The sequence below is a fragment of the Coleofasciculus sp. H7-1 genome, from assembly GCF_057473865.1.
Window position 1 is genome coordinate 84,529 of the sequence record NZ_JBYCCT010000010.1, and the last position, 25,894, is coordinate 110,422.

The 25,894-nt window shown below is 47.6% G+C and carries 25 protein-coding genes, 1 tRNA gene and 2 pseudogenes; 16 read left to right on the forward strand and 12 right to left on the reverse strand.

Annotated elements, in window-relative coordinates:
* Positions 1-49: 49 nt before the first annotated feature.
* The 4 genes and pseudogenes from AC2VDX_RS02275 to AC2VDX_RS02290 form a co-directional block, all read left to right on the forward strand.
* Positions 50-733, forward strand: a complete 684-nt coding sequence (locus AC2VDX_RS02275) for a C40 family peptidase (RefSeq protein ID WP_378178719.1) — start codon at positions 50-52, stop codon at positions 731-733.
* Positions 734-757: 24 nt separating this feature from the next.
* Positions 758-1,783 (forward strand): glycosyltransferase family 2 protein, encoded by a 1,026-nt coding sequence (locus tag AC2VDX_RS02280; RefSeq protein WP_378178716.1) that lies wholly within the window; start codon positions 758-760, stop codon positions 1,781-1,783.
* A 22-nt stretch (positions 1,784-1,805) separates the two neighbouring features.
* On the forward strand, positions 1,806-3,059 hold the full coding sequence (locus AC2VDX_RS02285) for an MFS transporter (RefSeq protein WP_378178713.1): 1,254 nt from the start codon (positions 1,806-1,808) through the stop codon (positions 3,057-3,059).
* Positions 3,060-3,079: 20 nt separating this feature from the next.
* Positions 3,080-3,229 (forward strand): annotated as a pseudogene (locus AC2VDX_RS02290) (DUF5615 family PIN-like protein); the annotation flags it as partial.
* Between the two features lie 32 nt (positions 3,230-3,261).
* Here the strand turns inward: AC2VDX_RS02290 and AC2VDX_RS02295 are convergent.
* On the reverse strand, positions 3,262-3,471 hold the full coding sequence (locus AC2VDX_RS02295; RefSeq protein WP_378178710.1) for a DUF6887 family protein: 210 nt from the start codon (positions 3,469-3,471) through the stop codon (positions 3,262-3,264).
* Positions 3,468-3,650 (reverse strand): DUF6888 family protein, encoded by a 183-nt coding sequence (locus AC2VDX_RS02300; protein ID WP_378178707.1) that lies wholly within the window; start codon positions 3,648-3,650, stop codon positions 3,468-3,470. The genes AC2VDX_RS02295 and AC2VDX_RS02300 overlap by 4 nt, the downstream gene beginning before the upstream one ends.
* Positions 3,651-3,957: 307 nt before the next feature.
* Here AC2VDX_RS02300 and AC2VDX_RS02305 point away from each other — a divergent pair.
* Positions 3,958-4,791, forward strand: a pseudogene (locus AC2VDX_RS02305) (Rpn family recombination-promoting nuclease/putative transposase).
* Between the two features lie 132 nt (positions 4,792-4,923).
* Here the strand turns inward: AC2VDX_RS02305 and AC2VDX_RS02310 are convergent.
* Positions 4,924-4,997, reverse strand: a tRNA-Arg gene (locus AC2VDX_RS02310).
* 34 nt (positions 4,998-5,031) lie between these two features.
* Between AC2VDX_RS02310 and moaC the strand changes: the two genes are divergently transcribed.
* The 3 genes from moaC to AC2VDX_RS02325 all read left to right on the forward strand — a co-directional run bounded on the left by moaC (position 5,032) and on the right by AC2VDX_RS02325 (position 6,404).
* The gene (gene moaC / locus AC2VDX_RS02315) at positions 5,032-5,541 is read left to right on the forward strand and encodes a cyclic pyranopterin monophosphate synthase MoaC (RefSeq protein WP_378178704.1); all 510 of its coding nucleotides are present in this window, start codon (positions 5,032-5,034) and stop codon (positions 5,539-5,541) included.
* Positions 5,542-5,674: 133 nt separating this feature from the next.
* Positions 5,675-5,992, forward strand: coding sequence for a 2TM domain-containing protein (locus AC2VDX_RS02320; RefSeq protein WP_378178702.1), 318 nt, complete (start codon positions 5,675-5,677; stop codon positions 5,990-5,992).
* A gap of 103 nt (positions 5,993-6,095) precedes the next feature.
* Positions 6,096-6,404: a DUF3181 family protein gene (locus tag AC2VDX_RS02325; protein ID WP_378178699.1), complete on the forward strand. Its 309-nt coding sequence runs from the start codon at positions 6,096-6,098 to the stop codon at positions 6,402-6,404.
* A gap of 91 nt (positions 6,405-6,495) precedes the next feature.
* On the opposite strand, the gene nrtS is transcribed toward AC2VDX_RS02325, so the two are convergent.
* Positions 6,496-6,756 carry a nitrate/nitrite transporter NrtS gene (gene nrtS, locus AC2VDX_RS02330; protein ID WP_378178696.1) on the reverse strand — a complete coding sequence of 87 codons (261 nt, stop codon included), beginning with the start codon at positions 6,754-6,756 and terminating at the stop codon, positions 6,496-6,498.
* A gap of 157 nt (positions 6,757-6,913) precedes the next feature.
* Entirely contained in the window at positions 6,914-8,527 is a 1,614-nt protein-coding gene (murJ, locus tag AC2VDX_RS02335; RefSeq protein ID WP_378178693.1) for a murein biosynthesis integral membrane protein MurJ, read from the reverse strand.
* 129 nt (positions 8,528-8,656) lie between these two features.
* Here murJ and sfsA point away from each other — a divergent pair, with 129 nt between their 5' ends.
* Positions 8,657-9,418 carry a DNA/RNA nuclease SfsA gene (gene sfsA / locus AC2VDX_RS02340; protein WP_378178690.1) on the forward strand — a complete coding sequence of 254 codons (762 nt, stop codon included), beginning with the start codon at positions 8,657-8,659 and terminating at the stop codon, positions 9,416-9,418.
* Between the two features lie 132 nt (positions 9,419-9,550).
* Positions 9,551-10,471: an NAD(+) kinase gene (locus tag AC2VDX_RS02345; protein WP_378178909.1), complete on the forward strand. Its 921-nt coding sequence runs from the start codon at positions 9,551-9,553 to the stop codon at positions 10,469-10,471.
* 145 nt (positions 10,472-10,616) lie between these two features.
* Here AC2VDX_RS02345 and AC2VDX_RS02350 read toward each other — a convergent pair whose 3' ends face one another.
* Entirely contained in the window at positions 10,617-12,779 is a 2,163-nt protein-coding gene (locus AC2VDX_RS02350; RefSeq protein ID WP_378178687.1) for a tetratricopeptide repeat protein, read from the reverse strand.
* 69 nt (positions 12,780-12,848) lie between these two features.
* Here AC2VDX_RS02350 and AC2VDX_RS02355 point away from each other — a divergent pair, with 69 nt between their 5' ends.
* From AC2VDX_RS02355 to smpB, 4 genes are all read left to right on the forward strand, one after another.
* Positions 12,849-13,007, forward strand: a complete 159-nt coding sequence (locus tag AC2VDX_RS02355) for a hypothetical protein (RefSeq protein ID WP_378178684.1) — start codon at positions 12,849-12,851, stop codon at positions 13,005-13,007.
* 96 nt (positions 13,008-13,103) lie between these two features.
* Positions 13,104-13,274, forward strand: a complete 171-nt coding sequence (locus tag AC2VDX_RS02360) for a hypothetical protein (RefSeq protein WP_378178681.1) — start codon at positions 13,104-13,106, stop codon at positions 13,272-13,274.
* A gap of 130 nt (positions 13,275-13,404) precedes the next feature.
* Positions 13,405-15,291: a protein kinase domain-containing protein gene (locus AC2VDX_RS02365; RefSeq protein WP_378178678.1), complete on the forward strand. Its 1,887-nt coding sequence runs from the start codon at positions 13,405-13,407 to the stop codon at positions 15,289-15,291.
* A gap of 613 nt (positions 15,292-15,904) precedes the next feature.
* The gene (gene smpB, locus AC2VDX_RS02370; RefSeq protein ID WP_378178675.1) at positions 15,905-16,372 is read left to right on the forward strand and encodes an SsrA-binding protein SmpB; all 468 of its coding nucleotides are present in this window, start codon (positions 15,905-15,907) and stop codon (positions 16,370-16,372) included.
* A 284-nt stretch (positions 16,373-16,656) separates the two neighbouring features.
* Here the strand turns inward: smpB and AC2VDX_RS02375 are convergent, their stop codons facing one another.
* Positions 16,657-17,628 carry a cation diffusion facilitator family transporter gene (locus tag AC2VDX_RS02375; protein ID WP_378178672.1) on the reverse strand — a complete coding sequence of 324 codons (972 nt, stop codon included), beginning with the start codon at positions 17,626-17,628 and terminating at the stop codon, positions 16,657-16,659.
* Between the two features lie 86 nt (positions 17,629-17,714).
* Between AC2VDX_RS02375 and AC2VDX_RS02380 the strand changes: the two genes are divergently transcribed.
* The gene (locus tag AC2VDX_RS02380; protein WP_378178669.1) at positions 17,715-18,593 is read left to right on the forward strand and encodes a Cof-type HAD-IIB family hydrolase; all 879 of its coding nucleotides are present in this window, start codon (positions 17,715-17,717) and stop codon (positions 18,591-18,593) included.
* Between the two features lie 157 nt (positions 18,594-18,750).
* Here the strand turns inward: AC2VDX_RS02380 and AC2VDX_RS02385 are convergent, their stop codons facing one another.
* A complete protein-coding gene (locus AC2VDX_RS02385) occupies positions 18,751-19,692 on the reverse strand; it encodes a DALR anticodon-binding domain-containing protein (protein WP_378178666.1) in 942 nt (313 codons plus the stop codon).
* A 175-nt stretch (positions 19,693-19,867) separates the two neighbouring features.
* Between AC2VDX_RS02385 and AC2VDX_RS02390 the strand changes: the two genes are divergently transcribed.
* Positions 19,868-20,566 carry a Crp/Fnr family transcriptional regulator gene (locus AC2VDX_RS02390; protein WP_378178663.1) on the forward strand — a complete coding sequence of 233 codons (699 nt, stop codon included), beginning with the start codon at positions 19,868-19,870 and terminating at the stop codon, positions 20,564-20,566.
* Positions 20,567-20,631: 65 nt separating this feature from the next.
* Here the strand turns inward: AC2VDX_RS02390 and AC2VDX_RS02395 are convergent, their stop codons facing one another.
* The 4 genes from AC2VDX_RS02395 to AC2VDX_RS02410 all read right to left on the reverse strand — a co-directional run bounded on the left by AC2VDX_RS02395 (position 20,632) and on the right by AC2VDX_RS02410 (position 25,833).
* Entirely contained in the window at positions 20,632-22,047 is a 1,416-nt protein-coding gene (locus tag AC2VDX_RS02395) for an ABC transporter substrate-binding protein (protein ID WP_378178660.1), read from the reverse strand.
* Between the two features lie 122 nt (positions 22,048-22,169).
* On the reverse strand, positions 22,170-23,240 hold the full coding sequence (locus tag AC2VDX_RS02400; RefSeq protein ID WP_378178657.1) for a PstS family phosphate ABC transporter substrate-binding protein: 1,071 nt from the start codon (positions 23,238-23,240) through the stop codon (positions 22,170-22,172).
* A gap of 80 nt (positions 23,241-23,320) precedes the next feature.
* Positions 23,321-24,355 carry a PstS family phosphate ABC transporter substrate-binding protein gene (locus AC2VDX_RS02405; RefSeq protein WP_378178654.1) on the reverse strand — a complete coding sequence of 345 codons (1,035 nt, stop codon included), beginning with the start codon at positions 24,353-24,355 and terminating at the stop codon, positions 23,321-23,323.
* Positions 24,356-24,384: 29 nt separating this feature from the next.
* Complete coding sequence (locus AC2VDX_RS02410; RefSeq protein ID WP_378178651.1) at positions 24,385-25,833, reverse strand: protein kinase domain-containing protein; 1,449 nt, start codon at positions 25,831-25,833, stop codon at positions 24,385-24,387.
* Positions 25,834-25,894: the final 61 nt, after the last annotated feature.

Sequence of the window (25,894 nt, forward strand, 5' to 3'; positions counted from 1 at the left end):
GTTGTCAATTGTTCAATAGTTTGTACCACTGACCAACAACCACTGACCCATGACCCATGACCCATTCTGCGAGTACCAGTGTCGAGTCAATCTAAACCTCTATGATTCCTCCAGTTGTACTCGTTTGGCAACTCAGGCAGCAACCGGGCGTCACTTGCGGATTTTGTCGCCAAAGACGGATGTATCGTCTATCCAGGTTTGTCTGCGTGAAGATGACTATTCCGGCTGGGTGGCAATTCAAGACCTCAAAGAGATTGAGGAGGCTCAAACGCCCTACGAAGCTCACACTATCTCCCCGACAGAAATTCAAAATCGCTTACCCCAAGTCATCGCCTTTATGCAAGCGGCGATGCAACAGCCGAATTATTATCTCTGGGGCGGAACAGTAGGGCCAAATTATGACTGTTCCGGGCTGATGCAAGCCGCTTTTGCTGCCTCTGGAATTTGGTTGCCGAGAGATTCTTATCAGCAGGAAGTTTTTACAGAATCGATTGCGATTCAAGCGCTACAATCAGGTGATTTAATCTTTTTTGGCATCGGCGATAGAACAACCCATGTGGGTTTATACCTAGGAGAAGAACGTTATATTCATAGTTCCGGTCAAGAACAGGGTCGCAATGGAATTGGGATTGATATCCTTTCGGAACAGGGAGATTCGATTAGTCAGTCGTATTTTCGGCAACTGCGCTCTTGCGGGCGAGTGGTTGCCAGTTATCAACCACAACGACAATAAGACACCAAGAGGTGGGAGGCAATCGTGTTAATTCCTGAAAGACTGGTAACGCAGAGCGAAATTTCTGCTGACGGTATCCCCGATGTTTCTGTAGTAGTGCCGGTTTATAACGAGGTGGAGAGTTTACCCCACCTGATTGAAGCGATCGCTACCACTTTAATTGAGACGAATCTGAACTACGAAATTGTTTGCGTGGATGATGGTTCCAAGGATGGCTCAGCGGAACTGCTTAAATCTTTGGCGCAAACCCGCGACAACTTAAAAGCAGTGCTTTTGCGTCGCAACTACGGTCAAACTCCGGCAATGTCGGCTGGGTTTAACTATGCGCGAGGCAAGGTGATTATCACAATGGATGGCGATTTGCAAAATGACCCGACGGATATTCCCCGGCTACTGGCAAAGTTAGAAGAAGGCTATGACTTGGTGAGTGGCTGGCGTGAGAAACGGCAGGACGCCGCCTTAACTCGCCTGCTTCCGTCTAAAATCGCTAACTGGTTAATTGGACGAGTCACGGGTGTAGAGTTGCACGACTACGGTTGTTCCCTGAAAGCCTACCGCTCAGAATTGGTGGCGGATATGAATCTTTATGGGGAATTGCACCGATTTTTGCCAGCTTTAGCTTTCATTGAGGGGGCAAGAATTACTGAGCTGCCAGTGGGGCACCATGCCCGCCGCTATGGACGCAGTAAGTATGGGTTGGGGCGGACATTCCGAGTCGTGATGGACTTGTTAACCGTCTACTTTATGAAAAAGTTCCTCACTCGCCCCATGCACGTCTTTGGGCTGTTTGGCATTATTGCAATGGCGTTGGGGACGCTGCTGGGTGTGTATTTAACGGTTTTAAAAGTGGGTTTCGGTCAGAGCATTGGCGATCGCCCGTTATTGATCTTGGCGGTCGTGCTGCTGGTGACGGGCGTGCAATTGTTTTCTTTTGGACTGCTCGCAGAGTTGTTAATGAGAACTTATCACGAGTCTCAGGGCAGACCAATCTATCGGGTGAGGGAAGTTGTTGGGGAGAATGTTAACAATAGTAAACAAAGGGAAGGCTAAAAGTGTAACAAGGGATTAAGCTTTGAAAGTTTTTCGGACGCTAGAGCCGCCCAGTCGTCGCAATCTGTTGGTTTTATTTACGGCTGGGCTATTATTTTGGTCTAGTATGGCTTCTTTGCTACCGACGCTGCCGCTGTATGTGGAGTCTGTGGGCGGAAGGACGCAACAAATCGGTTTGGTCATGGGAGCATTTGCCATCGGACTGATTTTGTGTCGCGCGTGGCTGGGACGTCTGGCAGATCGACGCGGTCGCAAGCTGGTACTGCTGATTGGCATGACTGTGGCAGCGATCGCGCCTTTGGGCTATCTATTTGTCAAGTCAATTCCCCTGTTGATGCTGCTGCGAGCGTTCCACGGGATTAGCATTGCGGCTTTCACGACTGGTTACAGCGCCTTGGTGGTTGATTTGTCCCCAGTGTCCAAGCGGGGTGAGATCATTGGCTATATGAGCTTGGTGACACCGATTGGGATGGCAATGGGACCAGCCATTGGTGGCTTAGTGCAAGCTCAAGCTGGGTACACGCCCCTATTTCTGCTGGCATCGGCGCTAGGAGTGCTGGGTTTATTTGGTGTTAATCAGGTCAATGAACCCCGGAGTCTCTACCAGTCACCGGATGTTGAGGAAGCATCGTCTAAAAGTTCAGCCGCACAACAGCAATTTTGGCAGCTGCTGGCAAGCGATCGCTTGCGAATTCCGGCTTTAGTCTTATTGCTGATCGGTTTGGGGTTTGGCGCGTTGAGTACCTTCGTGCCTCTATTCATCAAGGATGCACAAGTTGACTTGAATGCTGGCTGGTTTTACACTGCCGCTGCAATGGCTAGTTTTATTTCCCGGATTATTATCGGTCGTGCTTCCGACCGCTATGGACGGGGAATCTTTATCACTGGTAGTATATTGTGCTACGCGCTAGCGATGCTGATACTTTCTCAGGCATATACTGCGGCGAACTTTTTGCTGGCGGGTTTTTTGGAAGGCGCAGGATCGGGAACGTTATTGCCAATGATGATTGCCTTGATTTCTGACCGTTCCTCTCCCCAAGAACGAGGCAGAGTTTTTGCTTTGTGCATCACTGGATTTGATGTCGGGATAGCGATCGCGGGTCCCGTTTTGGGTTCCATTGCCGAACCCATTGGCTACCGAGGAATGTTTACCATTACTACTGCCATGTGCTTCCTAGCACTGATTATCTTTGCCACCCTATCCAGCAAAAATTTATCCCACTCCCTCCGCTTCGCCTTTGGACGCGAACGGGATGTTTACGCCTTGAATAAGTAAGCGCTGAGGGTAGTAAGAGAATGAGATCGCACTTTTACTTTTGTGGGGATAAGTGCGATCGCATTCTCTTACGCTTACTAGAGACAAGCGATAGCGATATGTGGGAGTTTGCAAAGCTTCAAAGGTTTTGTATTCTTACCCAAGATGCTGACTTTGCAAAGCGAAATCGTCTTTATGGTTCGCTCCAAATGTTAGACCACCACTACTCAGCTTGCTTAAACTTCTCTTTCAATATGGCTTCAACTTCGATTTCAGGATTCGCAAGGTCAAAAGGATATGGTTGGCGGTTGGCGAGGTTACGACGGTTCATTAAAACTTCTAACGCTGCTCGAAAGGCTTCATCCTCATTCCTATGTTCGGAAAGATATCTCTTTAGCTCAGCATTCGTCATTTGAGACAAATTTAGTGTCATAGAACAAACTCCCAACTTCCATCTTCATCAATTATGAGCGCGATTTCATCAGCCATTCCAGCCTGAATGTAAATCGTTTTTAATATCTGGTCGTAACGAAAAACTTGGATTGGCTGGTACAAATTGGAAAGCAACTGACAGAGGAATATAGTGGTGTCTGACTGTTTCTGCGTTGGCAAGTTGCAATTGAAGATACATCAAATGTAGCGTATCAGAAGTGAATCCCCGCACTCACTCAACTGCATTTCTTCCACTGACAACCTCACAACTACACCCAAACCGAGAACTCCCCCTTACTTAGCGATCACGCTTTGCAGGACTTACGCAAAGCTTATACATATAGCGTTTTTTCGGGTTCAATCCCCCTGGGAAAAGCCCACACTATGTGGTGATGTTGCCTAAGTCCTAGCTTTGGTTGGAAGGAGTGCGATCGCTCACCATTACGGGTGTAAAGTAAGCACATATCTTTATCGCACCTGCTAAAAATTGGATTCTGATAACATTTGCAAATACCTTGCAGAACAATACCCAGCCGAGTTTGTGCTATGGCTACTTTCAGATGAAGCTACTGACATTCAGGTACTCAAAACTGAACTAAGTGCAGAACCGATTCGCGCCGATTCTCTCACACTATTGCAAACTGGCAACTGTATCCTGCACATCGAATTTCAAACTCTGCCAGCATCTAATCCCCCACTGCCATTGAGAATGCTGGATTATTAGTTAAGACTGCACCGAAAATACCGTTGTGACATTGAACAAGTCGTAATTTTTTTAAAGTCTACTACCTCAGAAGGTGTCTTTACCGAAGAGTTTAGCGCTCGTAACACCAGACATCGCTATAGAGTCATTCGCTTGTGGGAGCAAGATCCGGCACCACTTTTGGCAAACCCGGCATTATTGCCACTGGCGACTCTAGCTAGAAGCAACACCCCTAACAGCTTACTAGAGCAAGTCGCAGCCCAGATCGATATGATCGAAGAACCACAGCAACGGGGAAATCTTGCTGCTTGTGTCGAGGTGCTGGCTGGTTTACGGTTTGAAGAAAGTTTAATTCGCCAACTTTTACGGGAGGAAATTATGCAAGAATCTGTAACTTATCAAGCCATCATCCAAAAAGGACGACAACAAGGAAAACAAGATGAGGCGCGATCGCTAGTTATGCGTCAGCTAACCCGTCAATTTGATAATCTTGACGAAGAATTGCAACAGCGCATTCAAGCATTATCCGTCACGCAGTTAGAGGACTTGGCTCTAGCATTGTTGGATTTTCAGGCAGTATCGGATTTAGTTGTCTGGTTGGATGAGCATTCGTTCTAGCTGTCGGGTATGGTTGGGAATGCGATCGCTCCTTTGTCGCCTTTGTCTAGCAAAGGGCGATCGCTGAAGTTAGCGTAATAATAAGTTGATATAAAAAAACAAGGCAAAAGTTTTATCTTTTGCCTTGTTTAACGGGCTAGGAGGGATTCGAACCCCCGACACCGTGGTCCGTAGCCACGTGCTCTAGTCCACTGAGCTACAAGCCCTCACCAGAAATTTATAATAGCACAGCCCAACTGTATGACGCAAAATTTTTCTCAAAATCAACCGCTCACTCATCTGGACGCCCACGGTGAGGCTCAGATGGTGGACGTTTCCGGCAAAGCGCCAACCCGACGCCATGCTGTTGCTGCTGCACAGGTGCGGATGTCATCAGAGACATTTGAGGCGATTCTAGCAGGAAATACGCCGAAAGGAGATGTACTCGGAACGGCGCGAATTGCTGGGATTATGGCGGCAAAGCAAACTTCCCAGCTAATTCCTCTGTGTCATCCCTTGCCGATTCACAAAGTAGAAGTTCAGATAATGCCTGACGCCAATCTGCCTGGATATCAGATTCAAGCGGAAGTCGTCACCAAGGCAGAAACTGGCGTGGAGATGGAAGCGCTAACAGCGGTTTCTGTCGCGGCACTCACCCTCTACGACATGGCGAAAGCGCTGGAAAAGGGGATGGTGATTGAATCGATTCGCTTGGTGAGTAAGACGGGTGGCAAGTCGGGAGATTACCTCCGCCAAGGACAGGGTAGTTAGAGGCTTAGAATGAATTTAGTTGTTAGCGCTAACAACTCAAGAACGGGTGGGTTTATTCAAGATGTCAGTGAAATATCAAGTTTTTCGGAAAAACCCGCCCCTATAAACTCAACACTCATAACTTATAACTTCCATGCCTCCTCGTTGGCCTCGCAAACCAGACCGCAATGACCCCGCCTATCGTCGCCTCGACGATAGAATGAATTTTGCCATCCATGTGGCGATTTTTGGTGCCTGTAATTCTGGCTTGTGGTTTTTCCACAACTTGCAGAATGCTACATGGCCTTGGGCAACCTGGGTGACAGGCGGATGGGCGTTAGTCTTAGCTGCCCACGCTCTGTATATCTTTGCACTCGCAGATTATTCCAGTCCAGTAGCAGGATCTGGAAATACCACTGCTGGTTTAGGATTCCAGCCGAAAACTAAAGAGCAATCCAAAAAAACTACCTAAAGATAGATCGCTGTTTCTTGCTTTTCGTAGATTCAAACTCGGACGGGGATCGATTGCAATGAAAGCAATTAGATTCCCTATCCACATAACCAAAGTAAATCCTATGGATAGAACCAACACTTCTGAAGCAATTGAATCCCTCGCTGCCGAAATCGGCGAAAACGTGTATATCGACGTTGCTAAATGGCACCTCTATTTGCAGGATGCCAAGCTGCATACTGTTGTGGCAGAAAAGCTGTATCCCCTACTGGTTGATAATTCTCTAGATGAAAATCAGATGGTGAAAGTCCTGCAAAGTATTCCCATCAAGTTAGGCGGCGGGAAGCGGGAAGTTCCCCTAGTAGATTTGTTGCCTACGCAGTGCCAGGTAAACCTGATGGATATTCTGGAAGAATTCCAGCGCCACCTATAAAAAAGCTGTAGCTTTTCCGTTCCCCTTCCTTGGTAGGGAAGGGGTTACATCTGCCCGATCCGAAAAGGATTGGCAAGAGCCAGTTGCATTACTAAAAATGTTTAGTTTGATACGCAGAAGTTTTGATTAACTTGCGACGATAAGCGTATTGACCGTAAACACTAACTAGATAAGGCATCAGGTAGGTCAGCAATACAGAAATCCAGCGATCGCGCGTCATTTCGCCTTGGAAAAAGGCAACCCCGTGATTGATCAAAAACAAAAGAGTCCCGACAAATAGAGCCGTTTTTAATCCGGTCGGGATAAACTCTTTGTCAAATAAGCTGACAAGATATGCTTTAAGTGTCTTCATTAGTGGTTGCGATCGCTAAGCTAGGCGAGCCAAGCCTCAATACTCATCTCGGCTTAATGTTTAGATACCACACCTTCCCCTGAAGTTTGGTATTGTTTCATACACCTGATTGAGCAAGCTCAAGTGCGATCGCGCGTTGCGCCGACCTGTCGGTTCGCTATCTCACAAAGCGCTGGCGAATCCGCGACACAAAAATATCGATTTCTGGCAAATTCAGCCGCGTCGCCAAGAAAGCATAAACGCTCAAGCCAACGAATGCAGCTAAACTTACCTGCAATAACTGCACCAGCAACCCATTCGCGTTCCAAACTTGTTGAAAACCTGTACTGACACCCCAACTGGCTAAACCAGCTAAAAAGCTAGCACCTGTCAAACCCAAAATTGGCAAACTCCACTCTTGCCAAGGCAAGCCGTTGAGCTTGCGGTTCAACATCCAAACTAGCGCCACCACTGAAATCGTATTCACCGTCACCGTGGCTAAAATCAAACCGGGTGCGCCGAAATCTTGAACGAGAATATAATCTAGCAGGGCATTGAAGAAGATATTGACAATGCTGATACGAAAAGGCGTCTCTCCATCGCCCAAGGCATAAAATACCCGCACCAGTACATCGCGCCCCAAATAAACAAACATCCCGATGCCATAAGCAATCAGCACTGAAGCAACCAACTCAGATGCCCTAGATTTAAAGGCTCCGCGTTGATAAACCACTTGGACGATGGGGGTTGCTAGCGTCACCATCAGGGCACTTAAAGGCAACATAGTAATGGCAGTCAGGAGTAATCCTTGACGAATCCGCTGCTTGAGTTCGGGCCAATTTTCAGGGGCAGCAAGCCGCGAAAAAACGGGCAGCAGGGGTACTAAAATTACATTCGAGATAATTCCTAGGGGCGTTTGGACTAAAAGTCCCGCATAGGTCATAGCAGCCGCTGCTGTGGGGATATATGAGGCGAAAAATAAATCGGTGTAGAGGTTAATTTGCAGCATCCCGGAGGAAAGCGTTGCCGGTCCCATCACCTTCAGGACATCCTTGACCCCCGGCTGATGCCAGTCAAAGCGCAGGCGTAACTTACCCAAGCCAGCCCGCCACTGGGCAGTGAGTTGGACTAGCCACTGCAACAGGGCACCGGCAAGGGTTCCCCCCGCCAACACCAGTCCTCCCACTTCGGCGTATTGGGGTAGGTTGATTTGGTTGCCGAGTTGTAGCGCCAAGATTGCCAGTCCGCCAATTACGGTAATACTGGAGAATAAGGGGCTAACGGAGGGTAGCCAGTACATATCCGCCGCATTTAAGGTGCCAAAACCAATCCCAATCAGCCCAGCCATCAGCGCCATCGGAGCCATGATCTGTAATTGTTGGATGGCGATCGCTCTCACTTGCATTCCTTGCGGCGTCTCGCTTAAACCGGGTGCCACCAGGTTAATAAAAACACCCGCAAACACGATTAAGACGATCGTGACGAGTAGGAGTATCCCGCCTACGAGCGTTGTAATCGTCTCCACTAGGGGCGCGGCTTCCGATTTGTCGCGCTTGGCCAAAACACTGACAATCGCACTGTGAAAAGGGCCATTGATGCCACCCAGTAAGATCAGCAAAAAGCCAGGAATCACATAAGCGTAGTTGTAGGCATCGGCAACGACACCCACGCCAAAAGCGGCGGCGATCGCTTGTTGGCGCACTAACCCAAAAATTTTACTAATCAGCGTAGCAACTGCCACAATTCCGGCAATGCTAGCGAGTGTCCGAGCGGTTTTCTGCTTTTCAGTCACGAACGGTTAACAATCCCTCAATTGGCTCATCTTATTTAAACGCAAAGGTTAACGCCAAGGTACGCCAAGTTAAAATCTCCTTTGCGCTCCTTTACGATTTCCCTGCCTTACCTCTGCGTTAAAAGTACTATGGATTGGCTCTACCGCTACCCGACTCTCTCCTCCGGAATTTTGCTCAAACGCTACAAGCGTTTCTTTGCCGATATTGAACTAGCGTCTGGGGAGGTAATCACCGCCCATTGTCCAAATACCGGTCCGATGACTGGGGTTTCAACGCCCGGTAGTCCCGTGCAGGTGTCGTATAGCGACAATGCCAAGCGGAAATTGCCTTATACCTGGGAAATGATTCAAGTTTACGATACCGAACCCGTTTGGGTGGGAGTGAATACAGCTTTGCCAAATCGGGTCATTAAGTTAGCGCTAGAAAAGTTCCTTTTCCCAACATTGGGCAGTTACAGCCAAGTTCGCTTTGAGGTGCCGTATGGGGTAGAAAAAAATAGTCGGGTAGATTTTTTACTGACTGGGAATGACTCCGATTTACCAATTTATTTGGAAGTCAAAAGCACGACTTGGGCGCAAGGGAAACTGGTGCTATTTCCCGATACAGTAACGACAAGAGGACAAAAGCACCTGCGGGAACTGACTGCGTTAATTCCTCGGACGCGGGCGGTGATGCTTTATTTTGTGAATCGAGGTGACTGTACTCATTTTGCTCCTGGAGACAGTACCGATCCACTGTATGGGAAATTGTTGCGCGATGCGGTTGCCCAAGGCGTGGAAGTATTACCCTGCCGCTTTGAAGTTACCCCAGAAGGAATACGCTACTTAGGCTTAGCAGATTTTCTGCCTTCAATGCCCGCGCAGACAACTTACCTATCCTTGCCAGAATAGCTTGGGGTGAGGTCTGCCGACTTGTGTGTACGCGGTAGCACTGCGAACGGGGTGGGAAAAACGGAAAGGTAGCCCAAATGCAGAGCGATAGGTATCTTGAAAAATAGCTAACCTCGATTGAGTAAAGGCAAATTGGAGCTAAAAAACGTCATCATTGCACACAAGGCAGGAGATGCCCTCAGCCGCAGCTGGGCAGAAAAATGTGCTAAACAACTGGAAAAACGCAATTGCCACGTACTGATGGGGCCAAGTGGGGCCAAGGATAACCCCTATCCAGTGTTTTTGGCTTCTGCAATGCATCCAATCGATCTGGCGATAGTATTGGGCGGCGATGGCACGGCTTTGGCTGCGGCGCGGCATCTGTCTCCCGATCGTATCCCGATTTTGGCGGTGAATGTGGGGGGACACCTGGGATTTTTAACCCAGCCGTTTGAGGATTTTCAAGATACGGAGCAGGTTTGGGACAGACTTTGCGAAGATCGCTATGCAATCGAGCGGCGGATGATGTTGCAAGCGGCATTATTTGAGGGGAATCGCACGAATATGGAGCCTGTGAGCGATCGCTTCCTCGCACTAAATGAAATGTGCATCAAACCTGCCTCCGCCGACCGTATGATTACTTCCATCTTAGAAATGGAAATTGATGGAGAGGTGGTCGATCAATATCAGGGAGATGGACTGATTGTTTCTACTCCCACCGGCTCCACTTGCTACACTATCTCTGCCAATGGCCCCATCGTCCACTCTGGCATGGAAGCGATTACCATTACGCCCATCTGCCCTCTGAGTCTGGCGAGTCGCCCAATTGTCATCCCTTCTGGTTCTGTCGTCAGCGTTTGGCCTTTAGCTGACTACGAATTAAACACTAAATTATGGATGGATGGTGTCTTGGCAACTGCCATCTGGCCCGGACAGCGCGTCGATATCCGTATGGCAAATTGTCTGGCTAAGTTTATTATTTTGCGGGAAAACTATTCTTATTACCAGACACTCCGCGAAAAGTTGCAATGGGCAGGAGCCAGAATTCGGTACAGTAATAATCACCGAAATTAAGGATGTTGTAGAGTTGAAACATTGGCAATCTAGCATTGCATTTTAAAATTGCAGCGATCGCAATCAGTAGGGTGGGCATAAAAGCATTTCAATTTATCCATTACCAAACCGACGCGATCGCTATGTATTTTAAACGCACAGCAACTTATTTCTTTTTCTCACCCTTCAGCTTTGCTGGTTTAGCTGACTCTGCAACTGCTTTTACAGTCAGCTTTTCCTGCTTCAATTGATTCTGCGATCGCTGTTTGGCTTCTATGGCTTGTTGGTAATCTGACTTGTATCGAATCGCCTTGTCATAAGATGCGATCGCTTCTTCATACCGCTTCACATTAAACAACGCATTGCCCCGACTGAACCAGCTTTCGTAGTGATCTGGCTTGATGGCAACGGCTCGATTATAAGACGCGATCGCTTCTTGATATTGTTTCAAATTATAAAGTAAATTACCTCGATTGTACCAAATGAGGTAATCATTTCGATTGAACTTTATCGCTTGGTTATAGGCAGCGATCGCTTCTTCATATCGTTGTAATTGATGTAGCGACCAACCAATCCCATACCATCCTTTAGAGTAATTTGGCTGAATTTTAGTGACTTGTTTATACGAGTCAATTGCATCTTTATATTGCTGCAAATTCACTAACGCATTACCTCGACTATGCCAAGCTTTGTAGTTATTGGGTTGAAATCTTACCGCCTTGTCATAAGATTCAATCGCGTCTTGATAACGTTGCAAGCTCATTAGGGAGTTACCCCGATTGTACCAAGCTTGGGAGTAGTCGGATTTGGATTCTACAGCTTTGTCATAAGACGCGATCGCTTCCTCGTATTTTTGCAAATTATGCAACGCCCAGCCCCTACTATGCCAAGCTTGATAGTAGTCTTGCTTAAATTGCACTGCCTTATCAAAAGATTCAATTGCTTCTTGATATTGCTGCAAATTAGTCATTGCTTCGCCGCGACCATTCCAAACTTCTAGTGAATTGGGATTAATAATTAAAGCCTTGTCGAAAGAAGCAATAGCCTCTTTGTATTGCTCCAATTTATCCAGTACATAGCCGCGACCTGCCCAAGCTTCAAAGGATTCTGGGCTAATCTGAATGGCTTTGTCATAAGCTTCAATTGCTTCTTTTGATTTTTTCAGATTGAAGAGAATTTGACCGCGACCATTCCACGCTTCTAGGTAGTCTGGTCTAATTTTAATTGCTTTGTCATAAGCATTGAGCGCTTCTTCATTCCGATTTAATTCCGAAAATGTCTTGCCTCGGTTATACAAGTCAGTCGCATTAGAAGAGTTAATAAAATTAACCATAAAAATTGCTACACCTGTTCCTAATCCTAAGACAATCGTTGAGATTAAAATTTTCCAGGGGAGCGAACGTGATTTTTTGTTTTTTTTCTGACTTGTAGGACGAACGGGTGATTTTACAGATGGTGCAACCATGATTGTGACACCCGTCGGTATCTTCAAATCTTTGAGAGCTTGCAATGCTTCAGCAGCAGATTGATAGCGCTGCCGAAAATCATAACGCACCATCTTGTCTAAAACATTTGCGAGAGGGGTGCTGACTGACGAATAGTTGCGCCAAATGATTTCACTCGTCTTGGAATCTTCTGGTAATTCGTTAGGAAATAAGCCGGTGAGCGCCTGAATTCCGATCATTCCTACCGCATAAATATCACTGCTTAATTTGGGGTTTCCGTTCGCTTGTTCGCTCGGTAAGTAGCCTGGAGTACCAATGGCAACAGTAAAGTTACTTGTCGCCCCATTAATTATTTGAGTGCTAATTCGTTTAACTGCACCAAAATCAATTAAAACTAACTTGTTATCTTGCTGACGTCTGATTAAATTACGAGGATTGATATCGCGGTGGATAACATTTTGTTGATGGACAAATTCTAATATTTCCAGAATCTCTTGTAACAGAGAAATCACTTCATCCTCAGATAGCGGCGGGGTTACTCCACTGCTACCGCCTGTAGGTAGTTCCTGGCTAAGATCGCCACCTTCAATGAATTCCTGAACCAGATAAAACTCTTGATTTTCCTCGAAGTAAGCGAAAAGTCGAGGAATCCGATCGTGATTCCCTAACTGGTGCAGAACTTTTGCTTCCGTCTCGAATAGGCGTCTCGCGGTTTGCAAAGTCTGGGGATCGGTTGCTTGAGGCTTGAGTAGCTTAACAACGCATCGAGGGGTGCCAGGAAGATACATATCTTGGGCAAGATAAGTTTGACCAAACCCTCCTCCTCCCAAGGAGTTAATGATTTGGTAGTGTCCTCCCAGTGTTTGTCCGATAACTAAGTTCATGTAGTTTCGTAGCCGTTAGCGTTAGGAAAGCGTCTTTGCAGAAAAATCGCGCAATCATTGAAATCGATTTTGGCACAGAAGAACTTGCCTAACTCCACCTACATAGGTGAAATCAATCCATCAGGTGATTTGATGCGATCGCTTCTCTGGACACACCGCAGCTTCCAGTCAACCCCCCATCGCGCGATCGCTCTCAGCTCAAACGTCTTTCTCAGGGTAGGCGATTGACTCTACCCATAGCAAGGGGATTGCTGGTGAGCTGAAACTTACTTTTGTCAATATGCAACCTGCCTCTTTTGATAAAAGTTAACCATAGGCACACAAATGATAAAAAAGTTTGTCTTTACTACTCTTCTAGCCTTTTCAGCGCCCGTCGCTATCTCCACGTTAGGTCTTGCCCAATCTAACCCCCCAAGCACACCGACCACACCAGGAGTAACAGCGGCGACCCCGTCGATTACACCAGCCGTACCACCCGCGACGCCACTACAGTGAACTGTAACGAGCGGTGTCGCCTAGCTGCATAGCACATATCACTGGCTTCCGGAAATAGATGTAAGTTGCTGAAAAAATTATCTAGATGTGTTTTGAAAATTCACTAGATAACGAGCTGGCAATTTACTCCATGATTGGAAAATTAGTAAAAGAGCGTTACCAAATTGTCCAACTCTTGATATCTGGAGTTTTTGGACAGACTTATATTGCCGAAGACATTCACCAAACAGGCAACCCAAAATACGTTGTCAAACACTTTAGTCTTGCAAGTTTAGACCCCCACAGTTTGAAAAGTGCAAGGCGTCGGTTCCTCAGCGAAACAGAAATCTTGACAAAACTTGGCAACCATGCCCGAATTCCCCATCTGTTGGACTCCTTTGAAGAAAACCAAGAATTCTATTTGGTACAAGAATTTATTCAAGGACATCAGCTGAGTGCGGAACTGCCAATGAGCCAAGGTTGCGTCAAACGCTGGACGGAAACCGAAGTTGTTGAAATGCTGCAAGAAGTCTTGCGTATCCTGGCATTTGTTCACAGTCACGGCATCATTCATGGCGACCTCAAACCGAACAATTTAGTCAGACGCGCCGAGGATGGCAAGTTATTTTTAGTAGATTTTGGTGCAGCGCAGCCACAGCATTCAACTCCCGATCTAGCACAGAGCAACACGACCTTGGCTGTTGGTGGTTTAGGCTACATTCCCTCAGAGCAACTCATCGGACATCCCCGCCGGAATAGCGATATTTATGCTTTGGGAGTGATTGGCATCCAAGCATTAACCGGCGTGGAACCTGCACAATTAAAAGCAGATCCTGAGACGGGTGAGCTGATCTGGCAGCACCTTTTTATCAGCAGTCCCTCAATGCGTCTCCTGAGCGATCGCTTAGTTTCTGTCCTAAACAAGATGGTACGCTACCACTTCAAAAGCCGCTACCAGTCGGCTTCGGAGGTACTGCAAGCCCTCCAGTCGTTAGACGGAAGCCAGAAATCAGTAGTAAAGACAACCAATCAGCCACCCGTACAGAAGGCAGTCGTTCATCGTCAAAAAAAAGAAACTCAAAAAGCCACAATTAAAGAATTTCCACTTCAAAACTCAAGTAAAGCCGAGGGAAATACTCGCTCTTACAAACCTCAACATTCTCCTATACTGACTGGACTTGGAATTGGGATTGCGGCGAATAGTTTGGTGATAACCGGCGGACTTTATTCTCTGCTGAATGCTTTTCCGTCAGAGTCTTCATCAGACATTTTAGTTACAGCGCAGGAGAAATATCAGACGGGAGATTTCCAAAGCGCGATCGCCCTGGCAAAATCCATTCCCGCAAAAAGCCCCATCTATCCAGAAGCTCAAGCCACCGCGCGCGAGTGGAGCCAAGAGTGGCATACCGCTGCCGCTCAATTTCAAGCCGCCGAACAAGCATTTAAGGAAAGCCGGTGGTTAGATATGCTAGAGGCAGCTCGTAAGATTCCAAAAATTTCCTACTGGCAAAAAAAGATAGAGCCACTTGTTCAGAAAGCTCAACCCAAAATTGAAGCAGAATCTCAACAATTATTAAAAAAAGCCTACGAGCGAGCAACAGAAAAAGACTTTACCAGCGCCCTAAACTATCTCAAACTAATTCCCAAAGAAACGCCTGCTGGGGCAAAAATTCAACCAAAGATTGCAGAATATACACAAAAGCAACATATCAAAGCTGATTATTTGTTACAACAAGCCTACGAGCGGGCATTTGTAACAGACTTTGCGGGTGCGTTAAATTATCTGCAACAGATTTCCCAAGACACTCCTACCTATGCGAGAGCTTTAGCCAAGAGTGCGGAGTATACCGAAAAGCAGCATCTCCAAGCTGAAGCCGAAAAAAAGGCGGAAGCCGAAAAAGCTGCCCAATCTGCTTCCCAGACTTCAGCAGAGCGCCAAGATGCATCCAGAAGCAGGGAAGTCGGTGCAACGTATCGACGAGATATGAACCCTGGTAGCCGCCTCCAAGAAGTTACCCTAAGACTCATTCCCTTTTAACTGAGGGAATGGGTAATTATAGCGGTTCGAAGTTATCCTAAGACTCATTCCCTTTTAACTGAGGGAATGGGTAATTATAGCGGTTCAAGGGTTGAGTCAAGTAAGAACCGCTATAGTTGGTAATCTGATATCTTGCACCAACTCGATAACCAGCCCGGAACTCAAGTTCCACAGCTTATAGCGAAAGTCCTCTGAAGAGGACTAATAAGGAGTTTCAGTCCATTTTAATGGACTTGGGCTATTAGCCAGTGATTTGAATCGCTGGCGGGTTAACAGCGTAGGTGCAAGATATGAGTAATTGATCCAGGACTTACGCAACATCACCACATAGTGTGGGCAACCACAGGGGGATTGAACCCGAAAAAACGCTATATGTATAAGCTTTGCGTAAGTCCTGCGATCTTCTCCCCGGCTCCCTTGCTCCCTCTGTAGTCTGTTGCAACTTGGACTTCAGCTATTAGCCAGTGATTTGAATCGCTGGCGGGTTAACAGAGTCGGTGCAAGATATGAGTAATTGATCTTCTCCCCGGCTCCCTTGCTCCCTCTGTAGTCTGTTGCAACTGGTTCTGTTTTAAGGCTACGTTAAGAGAAGGTTTTCCACAGCTGGGCTGCAATGAGTGAAAAGAACGAAGGTATAAAAATTCTTAGCGATAACCGGCAAGCCCGTTTCCTCTATGAAATTTTGGAAACCTATGAGGCGGGAATGGAGTTAACTGGCACCGAGGTCAAATCGATTCGTCTGGGTCAGGCCAATCTACGAGATGGCTATGCCCTGATTCGCGATGGTGAGATATGGCTGCTGAACGTCCACATTTCACCCTACAAGGGCATCGGCGCGTTTTTCAACCATGACCCCCGTCGCACTCGCAAATTGCTGCTGCACCGCCAAGAAATCCGCAAGCTGATTGGCAAGGTGGAACAGCAAGGCTTAACGTTAGTACCCCTGAAGATGTATTTGAAGGGGGGTTGGATTAAAGTTACTTTGGGTCTTGGCAAAGGTAAAAAGCTGCACGACAAGCGCGAAGACATCAAGCGGCGCGATGATAAGCGCGATATGGAACGGGCGATGAAAAATTACTAATGGGATCGGGCAGTCAAGGCGGATCTGGCAAAATTTGCTTTACATTTCGATTCCCCCAACCCCGCGATCAATTGGGGGACAAAAGACGAATCGCAAGTGAAGCGTCAACAAGCCTGAATTGGGATGAAGTGCTAGTCCCCAACTACCAGAAGCGTCACTCAAAATTAACAGGGCTTACGCAAGATCACCATATCTGAGGGCGAACCGACAGGTCGGCGCTTCGCTATCGCAGGGGGATTGAACCGACAAGAACGCTATATGTGTAAGCTTTGCGTAAGTCCTGATTAATTTTGGCTGTGTGTCTCATCTCGTCGATAAGGAATACCGTTCACTTCTAAAGTTGGATTGGAGAAGCTGTAGTTTTCCAGCTCTCGAACATCGTCATCAATATAGAAAATGGCTTGAATGGGACCGTAGCGCTCTCGAATCGCCAACTCAATGCGCTCGGCAATTAGAGAAGCAATCCCCATAAACTCTGGATGCAGAATTAGATGCATCTGCACCAACACTAAACGCCCGACAATTCCTCGTGACTCAATCTGGTAACAGTGGGTGACGCCCCCAACCTGACGGGCAATTTGGGCCAAAACTTCAGGAGCGATCGCAGTCTGCTGCACCATCAGCGGTAACTGCCAATTCACTACGTACCAACAACTTCTGGCGGCTAGAAGGACTAAAAAAACTGCCAGCATCACGTCGAGCCAGAAGAAACCCCACATCACTCCTACGAAGCCTGCTAACACTAAGATGGTCAGCCCCACATCCTTTAACAACTGAATGGCATTAAAACGCACAGCAGGGCTATTTAAAACTCTGGCTTGGTACACGCCCATGAGCGCCAGGGCAAGGGTCGTGGCGACAACCACTCCCAGCAATTGAATCAGGGGTAGACTCACATCGGTGGGAAACGGGAGATCGACAACCCTGGTCGCAGCGGCTAGCTGTTGGGCGGACATTCCCAGCAAATTTAAGCAGGCAAAGCCCAAAAAAGCTACGAGCAGAAGCGTTGCCACGCTTTCCAGTTTGCTATGACCATGCACTTCCCGCCCTGCTAGACGGTCGGGTGCGGCAGTGACCAGCAAACTCAACAAGATACTAAAGCTGGTAATCAGGGTGTGCAGCGACTCCGCTAACAGACTGAGCGATCGCGTTGTCCAACCTGCTGAAACTTTAACTGATAAAACGAACAAGGTGAGCCAAAGCGTCGCAAATAAAACCCGACGACTGGCGCGATAGCGATTCTTTGCCTCGGTCATAGTCTTTTAAGGAGTTATTAGTTTTTGGTTGTTAGTGTTTAGAGGTTTGGTTACTCTAGCAACGAACAACGAACAACGAACAACTCATGTCAAACCCTTCTTTTTCTAACCAGGTAGTTGAGGTAAGCTCTCCCCATTTAGATGCCAAGGCGATTCGATTATTAGTTTTAGATATTGATGGCACGATTGCCGGTGTATCCAACACTATCAGAGAACCTGTACTTCGGGCAATTCGTGCCGTTCAAGCAAAGGGTATTCACATTGCGATCGCTACAGGTCGGATGTATCGTTCTGCTTTGCGCTTCCATCAAGATGTTGGCTCCACGTTGCCGGTGATGGCTTATCAAGGTGCTTGGATTCAAGACCCCGTCACCCAGCAATTTCTCCGTCACTTGCCCGTTTCTAAGCTAATGGTATTGCAATTGTTGGAATACTTTGAGGAGCCGGAATGGCGATCGCTACTTTCCGTCCACTTCTACATCAACGATCAGCTGTATGTCAGAGAACTGACATCAGCAACCAAAGCTTACTCACAACGCTCTGGCATCCAGCCTATCGTGGTTGGCGACCTGCGTAACGCCCTCTCCATTGCTGAACCGACGAAAGTTTTGGCGCTATGTGACGACACTACCGTGATTGACAATTTGCTGGGGACGTTGCGAAAGCGTTACACCCCAGCCGAACTTTACCTGACAACCTCTGTCGCGACTTTCTTTGAAGCGACTCACCCCAGTGTGAATAAAGGAACGGCAGTGCGTTACTTAGCTGAAGAGATATTAGGACTAGACGCCGCTAATGTGATGGCGATTGGCGATAACTTTAATGATTTGGAGATGCTTGAATACGCTGGGATTGGTGTAGCGATGGGGAATGCACCCGCAGATGTTCAAGCGATCGCGCAGTGGGTGGCTCCTAGTGTGGAGAAAGATGGTGCCGCCGCTGCCATTGAAATGTTTTTACTTTAAAACCCTTTAGATCAGAAAGAGGACCGACGACTGGCCGTGTTTCGTCTCGGTCCTCTCACTGGTTCGCTCCTCACACAAGAGCAATAATATTTCATATCATTCCATTTGTCTAGTGCTTTTTATAAAATTTTCTAACTAGGGGTAGACGATGGTGAGACTAAAGTTCTATGGGTGCCAAAATGCCCAGCCTGTCTTGCAAGAGTAATTTCAAAATTGAGCGAGTTACTCCCACTAACCCCAATCTTGCCTGCGCCAGATGGGGCGTCTGAGTCTTGACTTCGCCAAAAATGCGACATTCACTGTAAAAGGTTTCAAAAGCCTGACTCGCATCAAACGCCCGTTTTACCCACTTAGGTTGATTCATGCCCCCCAGTTCATCTAGCAACTCCAGCAACAGGGCAATCAAGCGGCGTTCTGCTGGATGAACCAACTGGAGTTGCCCGTCCGCAGTCAGCCAAGGAATTGGCTCTGGGTAGACTAGCATCAGCGCCAGCGAGTCATTGAGCTGGATTAGATTCTCCCGATGCCCTAAGCGCAGCAAAGAGCAGCAACGGGCATGAATGTACTGTACTTTTGAAAGACTTGATAAGGGTTGGGGACAACTAATCGGTAATGGGTAATCGGTAATGGGTAATGAATAATTGGGAACTCCCTGGCTTTGACTCAGTTCCCCTGACACCAAAAGCTGCAACCAACGGGCTATTTCCGCATCGGTGAGTTGGAAATCAATGAAACCGGGAGGAATGACTTGAATTGTCAAATTTTGTAAACCCACCTTTCCCTGAGCGTCATCGACGCTAGCACAGAGATAGGCAGCTAGCTCAGTTGCAATCTCTAGTGCTGGCAGGTGCCAGAGAGCCGCAAGTTTGAGCGCTACACTCGACCTGTATAGGATGCCCGTACTCCCCTGAAATCGCTGGAGAGAGATTCCGGCAACAGTCATCAGCTCAGCACTCAACGGCACATTTTTCTCTGTCAGATGCGAAGCGATCGCGTCCTTGTCGAGAATGTATCTTTCTCTGTACAAACCGATAGCTGCTTGTAGCTGAATAAGCATCTGCTGCTTCAGAGATAGGCAATTAACAGCAGGTAAATTCACCTTCACACTCACTCCCTTTCAAAAACGTATTTCTCTTATCTAGTCTAGTTTTCTTGCCTCTACCTAAGGTTAGAACTTTCCCAGAAGAATATCTAACTCAAGCAGGCGCATGAGGAAGTATTTTTTGCTACCTTGTAATCCTGGTAAAATTTATAAAAGATCATCGCTGCCACTTATGCATTCACCATCCTCCACATCAGAGGTATCTCGACCCTTTTTAACCTGGCAACGGATTCTAGACTGGGCGCAGGAACACTACCGTTATCGGACTTTTAGTAAAGATGAGCGGATTCCAGCTAGACCAGGACTTTTGTATCTAGTCCAACGGGGTGCAGTCCGCTTAGTCGGCACGGCTCAAGTTAGTGCCAACACCAGTAGTTCCGCTGTTAAAGCCCTGCGTTTGAGTCCAGAAGAAGCTTTTTTAGGCTTCGTGGGTGCAGGACAACCGTTTGAAATTGTTGCCCAGTCACCGTTTACCCTTCAGGCTTATGCCCACGTCGATCAAACTTCTGTAGTTTGGATGTACTGGCATGACCTGGACAACTGGCCTCACTTCCGGCGCGAGGTATTTGATGCGTTTCGGTATCAGCACCAGCGCAAGCTACTGTGGCTGAGTACTCTGGGACAGCGACGGACAATCGATCGGCTGTTGGGATTCCTGACGCTGTTGATCGAAGAATTTGGCGAACCTCAAGATAGCGGTTACTGTCTACCATTTCCCCTGACTCATGCCCAAATTGGCAGTGCCATTGGTTCTACTCGCGTCACCGTGACTCGCTTAATGGGTAAGTTACGTCAAAAAGGATTAATCAGAACTCAAGGGGAGAGTTTGCTCTGTTTACCGGCGTCTGCTTTGAGTGCTAACAATAATTAGCTGTTTTGGGCGTATTGCCATCAGTTTGTTGTCCTTGCTATTGCTTGCTCATGGCTAGCAGCTGATTAAGGACGAAGCGGTACAAAATCGTAGCCGGTGCCTGAGGTGGTACCCGGTTGACTGCGGACTAAAATGACGGCAGCATTGCGATCGCCTGACGGTAAAAACCGGATGATGCCTGATGCCCCAGTAGTAGAAAAATCCGATGCCCTGAGGGCTGCTTGGACTCCAGTTCGGGTCGGATTGCGTTGCAAGGCTGCAATCAAAGCCCGCGTAGCGTCATAAGACAAAGCGGTGCGCCAATTTATATCGCCACCCCAAAGTTGTCTGGATTGGCGGGGAAACTCTGATGTCGAATCGCTATTGATATGCCAAGGCACTGCCAGCACCATCCCAACTGCTGCCTCACCTCCAACTTCCAAAGTCTTGGGCGTGTAAACATCATCTCCCCCCAAGAGAGTGAATCGTTTGCGATTCAGATGCACGACTTGCAGGGCTTTGTCTAAAGTCTCTGTATTCGCTGCTAACATTAGCACCTGGGCACCTTGAGCGATCGCTTGTTCAATACTCCTAGCAGCACTAAAACCGGGTTCGGATAAGTCAAACTCATTCGATACTTGTCCTCCTCCCAACGACACAGCAGTGACAAATTCCGATTTCAGCGATTGGCTATAGGCACTCCGAGAATTAAAGAAAACGGCTGCATTTTTCCGTTGCAATTTGTTGAGCATATATTCAGATAATGCCCTGGCTGCCACGTAGTCACTGGGAACAGTCCGAAAAACGTAGCGGCTAAAACCGGAAAGTTTAATTGAGGTGCTAGTCGGGGAAATGACGACTAATTTGCCATCATTATAAGTAGTTCCTGCCGCCAAAGTGACATCGCTGGAATAAGGACCGACAACACCCAACACGTCTGGATTATTGACCAATGTGGTAGCAATTTGTTTGGCAATTTCTGGATTATTGTCGTCATTAGCGATCGCTACTTTCAACGGAATTCCTTTAATTCCCCCGGCTTGATTAATTTCAGTTTGAGCTTGAGCGACACCGCGCAACATCTCTAAAGCTCCATTAATATCGTTGCCAATCGGTACAGAGACTGCAATGGTGTAGCTGATTTGCTTGCCAATCCGGGCATTGTTGAGATAAATTAAAGCCTCTGGATCGTTGCGATTCGCTTGCAGAGATGATTGTAGCTTAGCGATCGCGCCAGCAAAATCCCCACTTGCAAAGGCTTGCACCCCGGCTTGTTTATCCGAGTTCGTGTTAGCCGCAACTAAAATTTTTTCCCCTACACTAATCCGAGCGCTTATAGAACCTGGTGCTATAGGCACTTGACTTGATTGCACCGAATCGGGTTTTTCCGGAGCAATTGGCGTACCGGAATTGCTCTTGAACCACCAATAACCAGTCCCCAAAAGACCTGCTGTAATGAATAGTGACAGAACAAGAACCGTTGTTTCGTTTTTATGGGACATGGATGGTTAAGCAGGAAGAAATAGGGCTTATTGATAAGTCTAATTAAATTCTTTTTAGGCGTTAAAAATTTTATTTTAAATCGCCTCTCAAACCAGAGTAATTAATCGCTAACAGCAATTGATTAGCGGAGTCTGACAAATCCAGCCTCAGAAATCAGTTGCTGTCCTTGTTCTATCTGCAACAAATTCGCATAAGCTTCACCAGCTTGCTGTTCTCTCTGACCATTCTGTTTAACAATCACAAACAGCTTACGAGTCAGGGGGTACTGACCCGTTTGGAAAGCCTTAATGTTCAGCTGATTGCGTTGACCAGGGCACGTTTGAAGCGGCACAAAAGGCTCTTGGTAAGGCGTTACAAATTCACCCGTTCTTCGCCCAACTGGCAAAGACTTGATGCTACATTGTGGCACCACTTCTGGCGCAGAAGCAAAGTAAATTCCCCCAGGACTACCACCAAGTTTTTGCAGTGCTTGAGTCGTGGTGGAGACAAATTCAACATTGGCACCAAAAGGTTGACCGTTCAAGACTTCTTCAACAAACAGTTCCACCGTCCCCCCGGCATTAAGGGAACGAGAATACGGCTTAATGGGGATATCCGGACCGCCTAATTCTTTCCAGTTCGTAATCTTACCCGTGTAGATAGATTTCAGCTGATCTAAGGTCAAACCTGGAATATTCAGGTTTGGGTTAACAGCGACTGCCAATCCATCAATCGCGATCGCAATTTCTTTGAGACCGAACCCTCGCTGCTGTGCCTGGTTATACTCGGCAGGAAGAATCGGTCGGGAGGATTGGGCGAAGTCAATTTTCCCGTCTAGTAACATTTTGATGCCAGCGCCAGAGCTAGCAGAGCCGGTATTTGGCTCAACATAGCGCAGCCGAAACTCAGGTCGCGCCGCTTGCATACGAGAGTCTACTGCGAGTCGAATCGGTGCCCAAGAGGTGCTGCCACCATAGCTAAACAGCCCAGTGGGAACCTTCTGCACTTCGGGAAAGCCTTCACCCGTGGATGGTGTCGAACTATAGGGCTGATCCCGGTTGTTGGCAGCAGAATCACTGGGATTGGTGGTTTTGTTTAAACCACCAAGGTCAACACCAGATCGTTTGGTAAACCACCAAAAGCCACCGCCCAATAAGGCAGTAGTGAGCAGGAGAGCTAAGACTAGAACCGTGGTTTCGTTTTTTTGGGACATAACCGCTTGCAAGTTTGTCAACAATGCTGACCTGTTCAAGGTCATAGCATAAATTGGTGGTTGCCAAAGGAGCGATTTGCTCAGCGGATGCTGACAAATCCAGCCTTGCTAATCAAGTCCTGACCCTGAGCCGTTAGCAACAATTTGGCATAAGCTTCGCCTGCCTGCTGGTCGATTTGACCATTTTGTTTGACAATTACAAACAATCTCCGGGTAATTGGGTATTGACCGCTTTGAAAGGCAGCAGCGTTTAGCTGGTTGCGCTGGCTTGGACATTGGGAAAGAGGTACGAAAGGCTCCTGATAAGGGGGCACCCATTCATTGGAGTTCCGACCCAGCGGCAGCGGTTTAACGGTACACTGACCGACCACTTCCGGAGCCGAGGCGTAGTAGATGCCGCCAGGATTATCAGCGACTTGTCTCAGGGCTTCGGTCGTCGTGCCGATAAACTGAACATTGGCACCAAAGTTCTGCCCCCCTAAAACATTTTCGGCAAAAAATTCAATGGTGCCTCCTTCTTCTATCCGGCGAGAGTAAGGCGTGATGGGGAGATTCAAGCCACCGACTTGATTCCAATTAGTAATTTTGCCGGTATAAATGTCTTTAAGCTGGGTAATGGTCAGACCGGGAATATTCAGGTTTGGGTGAACGGCGAGGGCAATTCCATCAATCGCTACTGGTATTTCTTTGAGAGTAAAGCCTCTGGCTTGAGCCTGCTGATATTCCTCATCTTTGATGGAGCGAGAAGATTGAGAAAAAGCCAGCTGGTTGTTTAACAGCATTTTGATGCCACTGCCAGAACCGGGGGCACCAGTCGTGGGGTCGGTGTAGCGTAGCACAAACTTAGGCCAGACAGTTTGAATGTCTGAGTCTACTTCTTTACGAATAGGTGCCCAAGTTGTGCTGCCACCGTAGCTAAAAAGTCCCGATGGAACGCCTTGTAACTGAGCAAAAGTTTCCCCTGTGGATTGTGTAGATTGGTTGGTTGGATTAGACCGCAAACCTCCTAAATCAACGCCTGACCGATTCGTAAACCACCAAAACCCGCCGCCCAGCAACCCCAAGGTTAATAGGAGAGCTAAGACCAGAACCGGGGTTTCGTTCTTTTGAGACATTATGGTTACTCAGGAAGCTCACGATTAGCTTAGAGAAAATTAGCAAGTAATTTATAAATTAGGCGAAATAGAGCAGTCACTGCGATCGCGCCTGCTCCAGCTAACATAGCCACAAAGACGACCAACTGAAGGGTAAACCCGTCTCGCAAGGCGGGAAAGAACAGCATAATCGCCAGCGTTATTCCCGCAATAATCAATAAATCAAATTTTTCAATAACGCGGCGGTATTGGGCAAACAGCAGACCCCCAATCGTCATCCCCAATAATCCAATGCTTAGCCCTGGGGATGACAGCAAACTGCCCAAAGCAATAAACAATAATCCACCTTCAAACCCAGTAAAAGCTGCCCCTCCTAAAACCTCCAGTAGAGAAAATCTGCGTCGAGACGAGGGTTGAGAAATGGGGGCGGGCGGCTGGGGAGTAGGGACTGGAGTTGGAGGAGAGGTGGCGGCTGGAGCAGGGACGCGGGGGGGCATCTGAGCTGGTACCGGAGGCGGAGGTGACGGTGATGAAGGAGTGAGGGCGTGCAGCACTTCATCAGCGGACTGAAAACGTTGATTTGGTGCAGGCAATAGCATCTGGTCTAAAATATCGGCGAAGCGATTCCACTCTCTGGCTACTGCAATGCTTGCGCTCGCAGTCACATGAGGTCTCCAATTCCACTGGTTTTTGTAGACATCAAATAACTCGGTTGGCTGCTTGCCCGTGAGTAGGATAATGCAAGTCACCGCCAGAGCATACAAATCCGTTGAGGGATACACTTGACCCCCAGCCATTTGCTCTGGCGGTGCAAATCCCATTGAATAAATTCCGGTTGACGATCCACCAGGCGTTGCCTTCGTCACCTGCTTAACAGCACCAAAATCTAACAGATAAAGCCGACCATTGCGATCGCGCATAATGTTGGAGAGCTTGATATCTCGGTGGATGGAGCCACTATTATGGACAAACTTTAGTACCGGGAGGATTTCTCGCAGCAAGAACAACACCTCGTCTTGGGAGAACTTCCCCTTCTGCGCCAGTTCCTCTTCCAAGTTATGCCCATCAATGAATTCCTGCACCAGATAGAAAAACTTGTCTTGCTTTCCTGGTTGGATGCTGGGGACTGTGATATCAAAGAAAGCAAATAAGTCGGGAATTTGAGGATGGCTGCCCAGTTCTTCTAAAACTTCTCCTTCCCGTGCAAATAGATTTTGGGCAATTTGTAGCTGCGGCGGCGTTAAATCTCCCGCAGGCTGAAACTGTTTGACTACGCATCGGCGCATTCCAGGCGTGCGGCGATCGCGTGCCAAAAACGCCGCCCCAAATCCCCCACGTCCTAACAGCTTTGTCGATAGATACCGACCATCTAAAATCAGATGCATTCCACAGGCGGTGCAATACTTCTGCTGCACCGTTTTGACAAGGTTGTTGTCATCAAGATCGGCAAAAAAATTCAGGGGGCGAGGGCAGCCGGGACGGGTGCAGTAAATTTCCATGAGGGCTAATCGAGCGTTGGTAATTGCTAATTGTTCAAGAGCTATTAGCCATACTTCTATT

Coding starts and splice junctions, on each gene's coding strand:
- AC2VDX_RS02275 (WP_378178719.1), top strand. CDS start 50: ATGACCCATGACCCATTCTGCGAGTACCAGTGTCGAGTCAATCTAAAC.
- AC2VDX_RS02295 (WP_378178710.1), bottom strand. CDS start 3,471: ATGACACTAAATTTGTCTCAAATGACGAATGCTGAGCTAAAGAGATAT.
- moaC (WP_378178704.1), top strand. CDS start 5,032: ATGACGCAAAATTTTTCTCAAAATCAACCGCTCACTCATCTGGACGCC.
- AC2VDX_RS02320 (WP_378178702.1), top strand. CDS start 5,675: ATGCCTCCTCGTTGGCCTCGCAAACCAGACCGCAATGACCCCGCCTAT.
- AC2VDX_RS02325 (WP_378178699.1), top strand. CDS start 6,096: ATGGATAGAACCAACACTTCTGAAGCAATTGAATCCCTCGCTGCCGAA.
- nrtS (WP_378178696.1), bottom strand. CDS start 6,756: ATGAAGACACTTAAAGCATATCTTGTCAGCTTATTTGACAAAGAGTTT.
- sfsA (WP_378178690.1), top strand. CDS start 8,657: ATGGATTGGCTCTACCGCTACCCGACTCTCTCCTCCGGAATTTTGCTC.
- AC2VDX_RS02350 (WP_378178687.1), bottom strand. CDS start 12,779: ATGAACTTAGTTATCGGACAAACACTGGGAGGACACTACCAAATCATT.
- AC2VDX_RS02360 (WP_378178681.1), top strand. CDS start 13,104: ATGATAAAAAAGTTTGTCTTTACTACTCTTCTAGCCTTTTCAGCGCCC.
- AC2VDX_RS02365 (WP_378178678.1), top strand. CDS start 13,405: ATGATTGGAAAATTAGTAAAAGAGCGTTACCAAATTGTCCAACTCTTG.
- smpB (WP_378178675.1), top strand. CDS start 15,905: ATGAGTGAAAAGAACGAAGGTATAAAAATTCTTAGCGATAACCGGCAA.
- AC2VDX_RS02375 (WP_378178672.1), bottom strand. CDS start 17,628: ATGACCGAGGCAAAGAATCGCTATCGCGCCAGTCGTCGGGTTTTATTT.
- AC2VDX_RS02380 (WP_378178669.1), top strand. CDS start 17,715: ATGTCAAACCCTTCTTTTTCTAACCAGGTAGTTGAGGTAAGCTCTCCC.
- AC2VDX_RS02390 (WP_378178663.1), top strand. CDS start 19,868: ATGCATTCACCATCCTCCACATCAGAGGTATCTCGACCCTTTTTAACC.
- AC2VDX_RS02395 (WP_378178660.1), bottom strand. CDS start 22,047: ATGTCCCATAAAAACGAAACAACGGTTCTTGTTCTGTCACTATTCATT.
- AC2VDX_RS02400 (WP_378178657.1), bottom strand. CDS start 23,240: ATGTCCCAAAAAAACGAAACCACGGTTCTAGTCTTAGCTCTCCTGCTC.
- AC2VDX_RS02405 (WP_378178654.1), bottom strand. CDS start 24,355: ATGTCTCAAAAGAACGAAACCCCGGTTCTGGTCTTAGCTCTCCTATTA.
- AC2VDX_RS02410 (WP_378178651.1), bottom strand. CDS start 25,833: ATGGAAATTTACTGCACCCGTCCCGGCTGCCCTCGCCCCCTGAATTTT.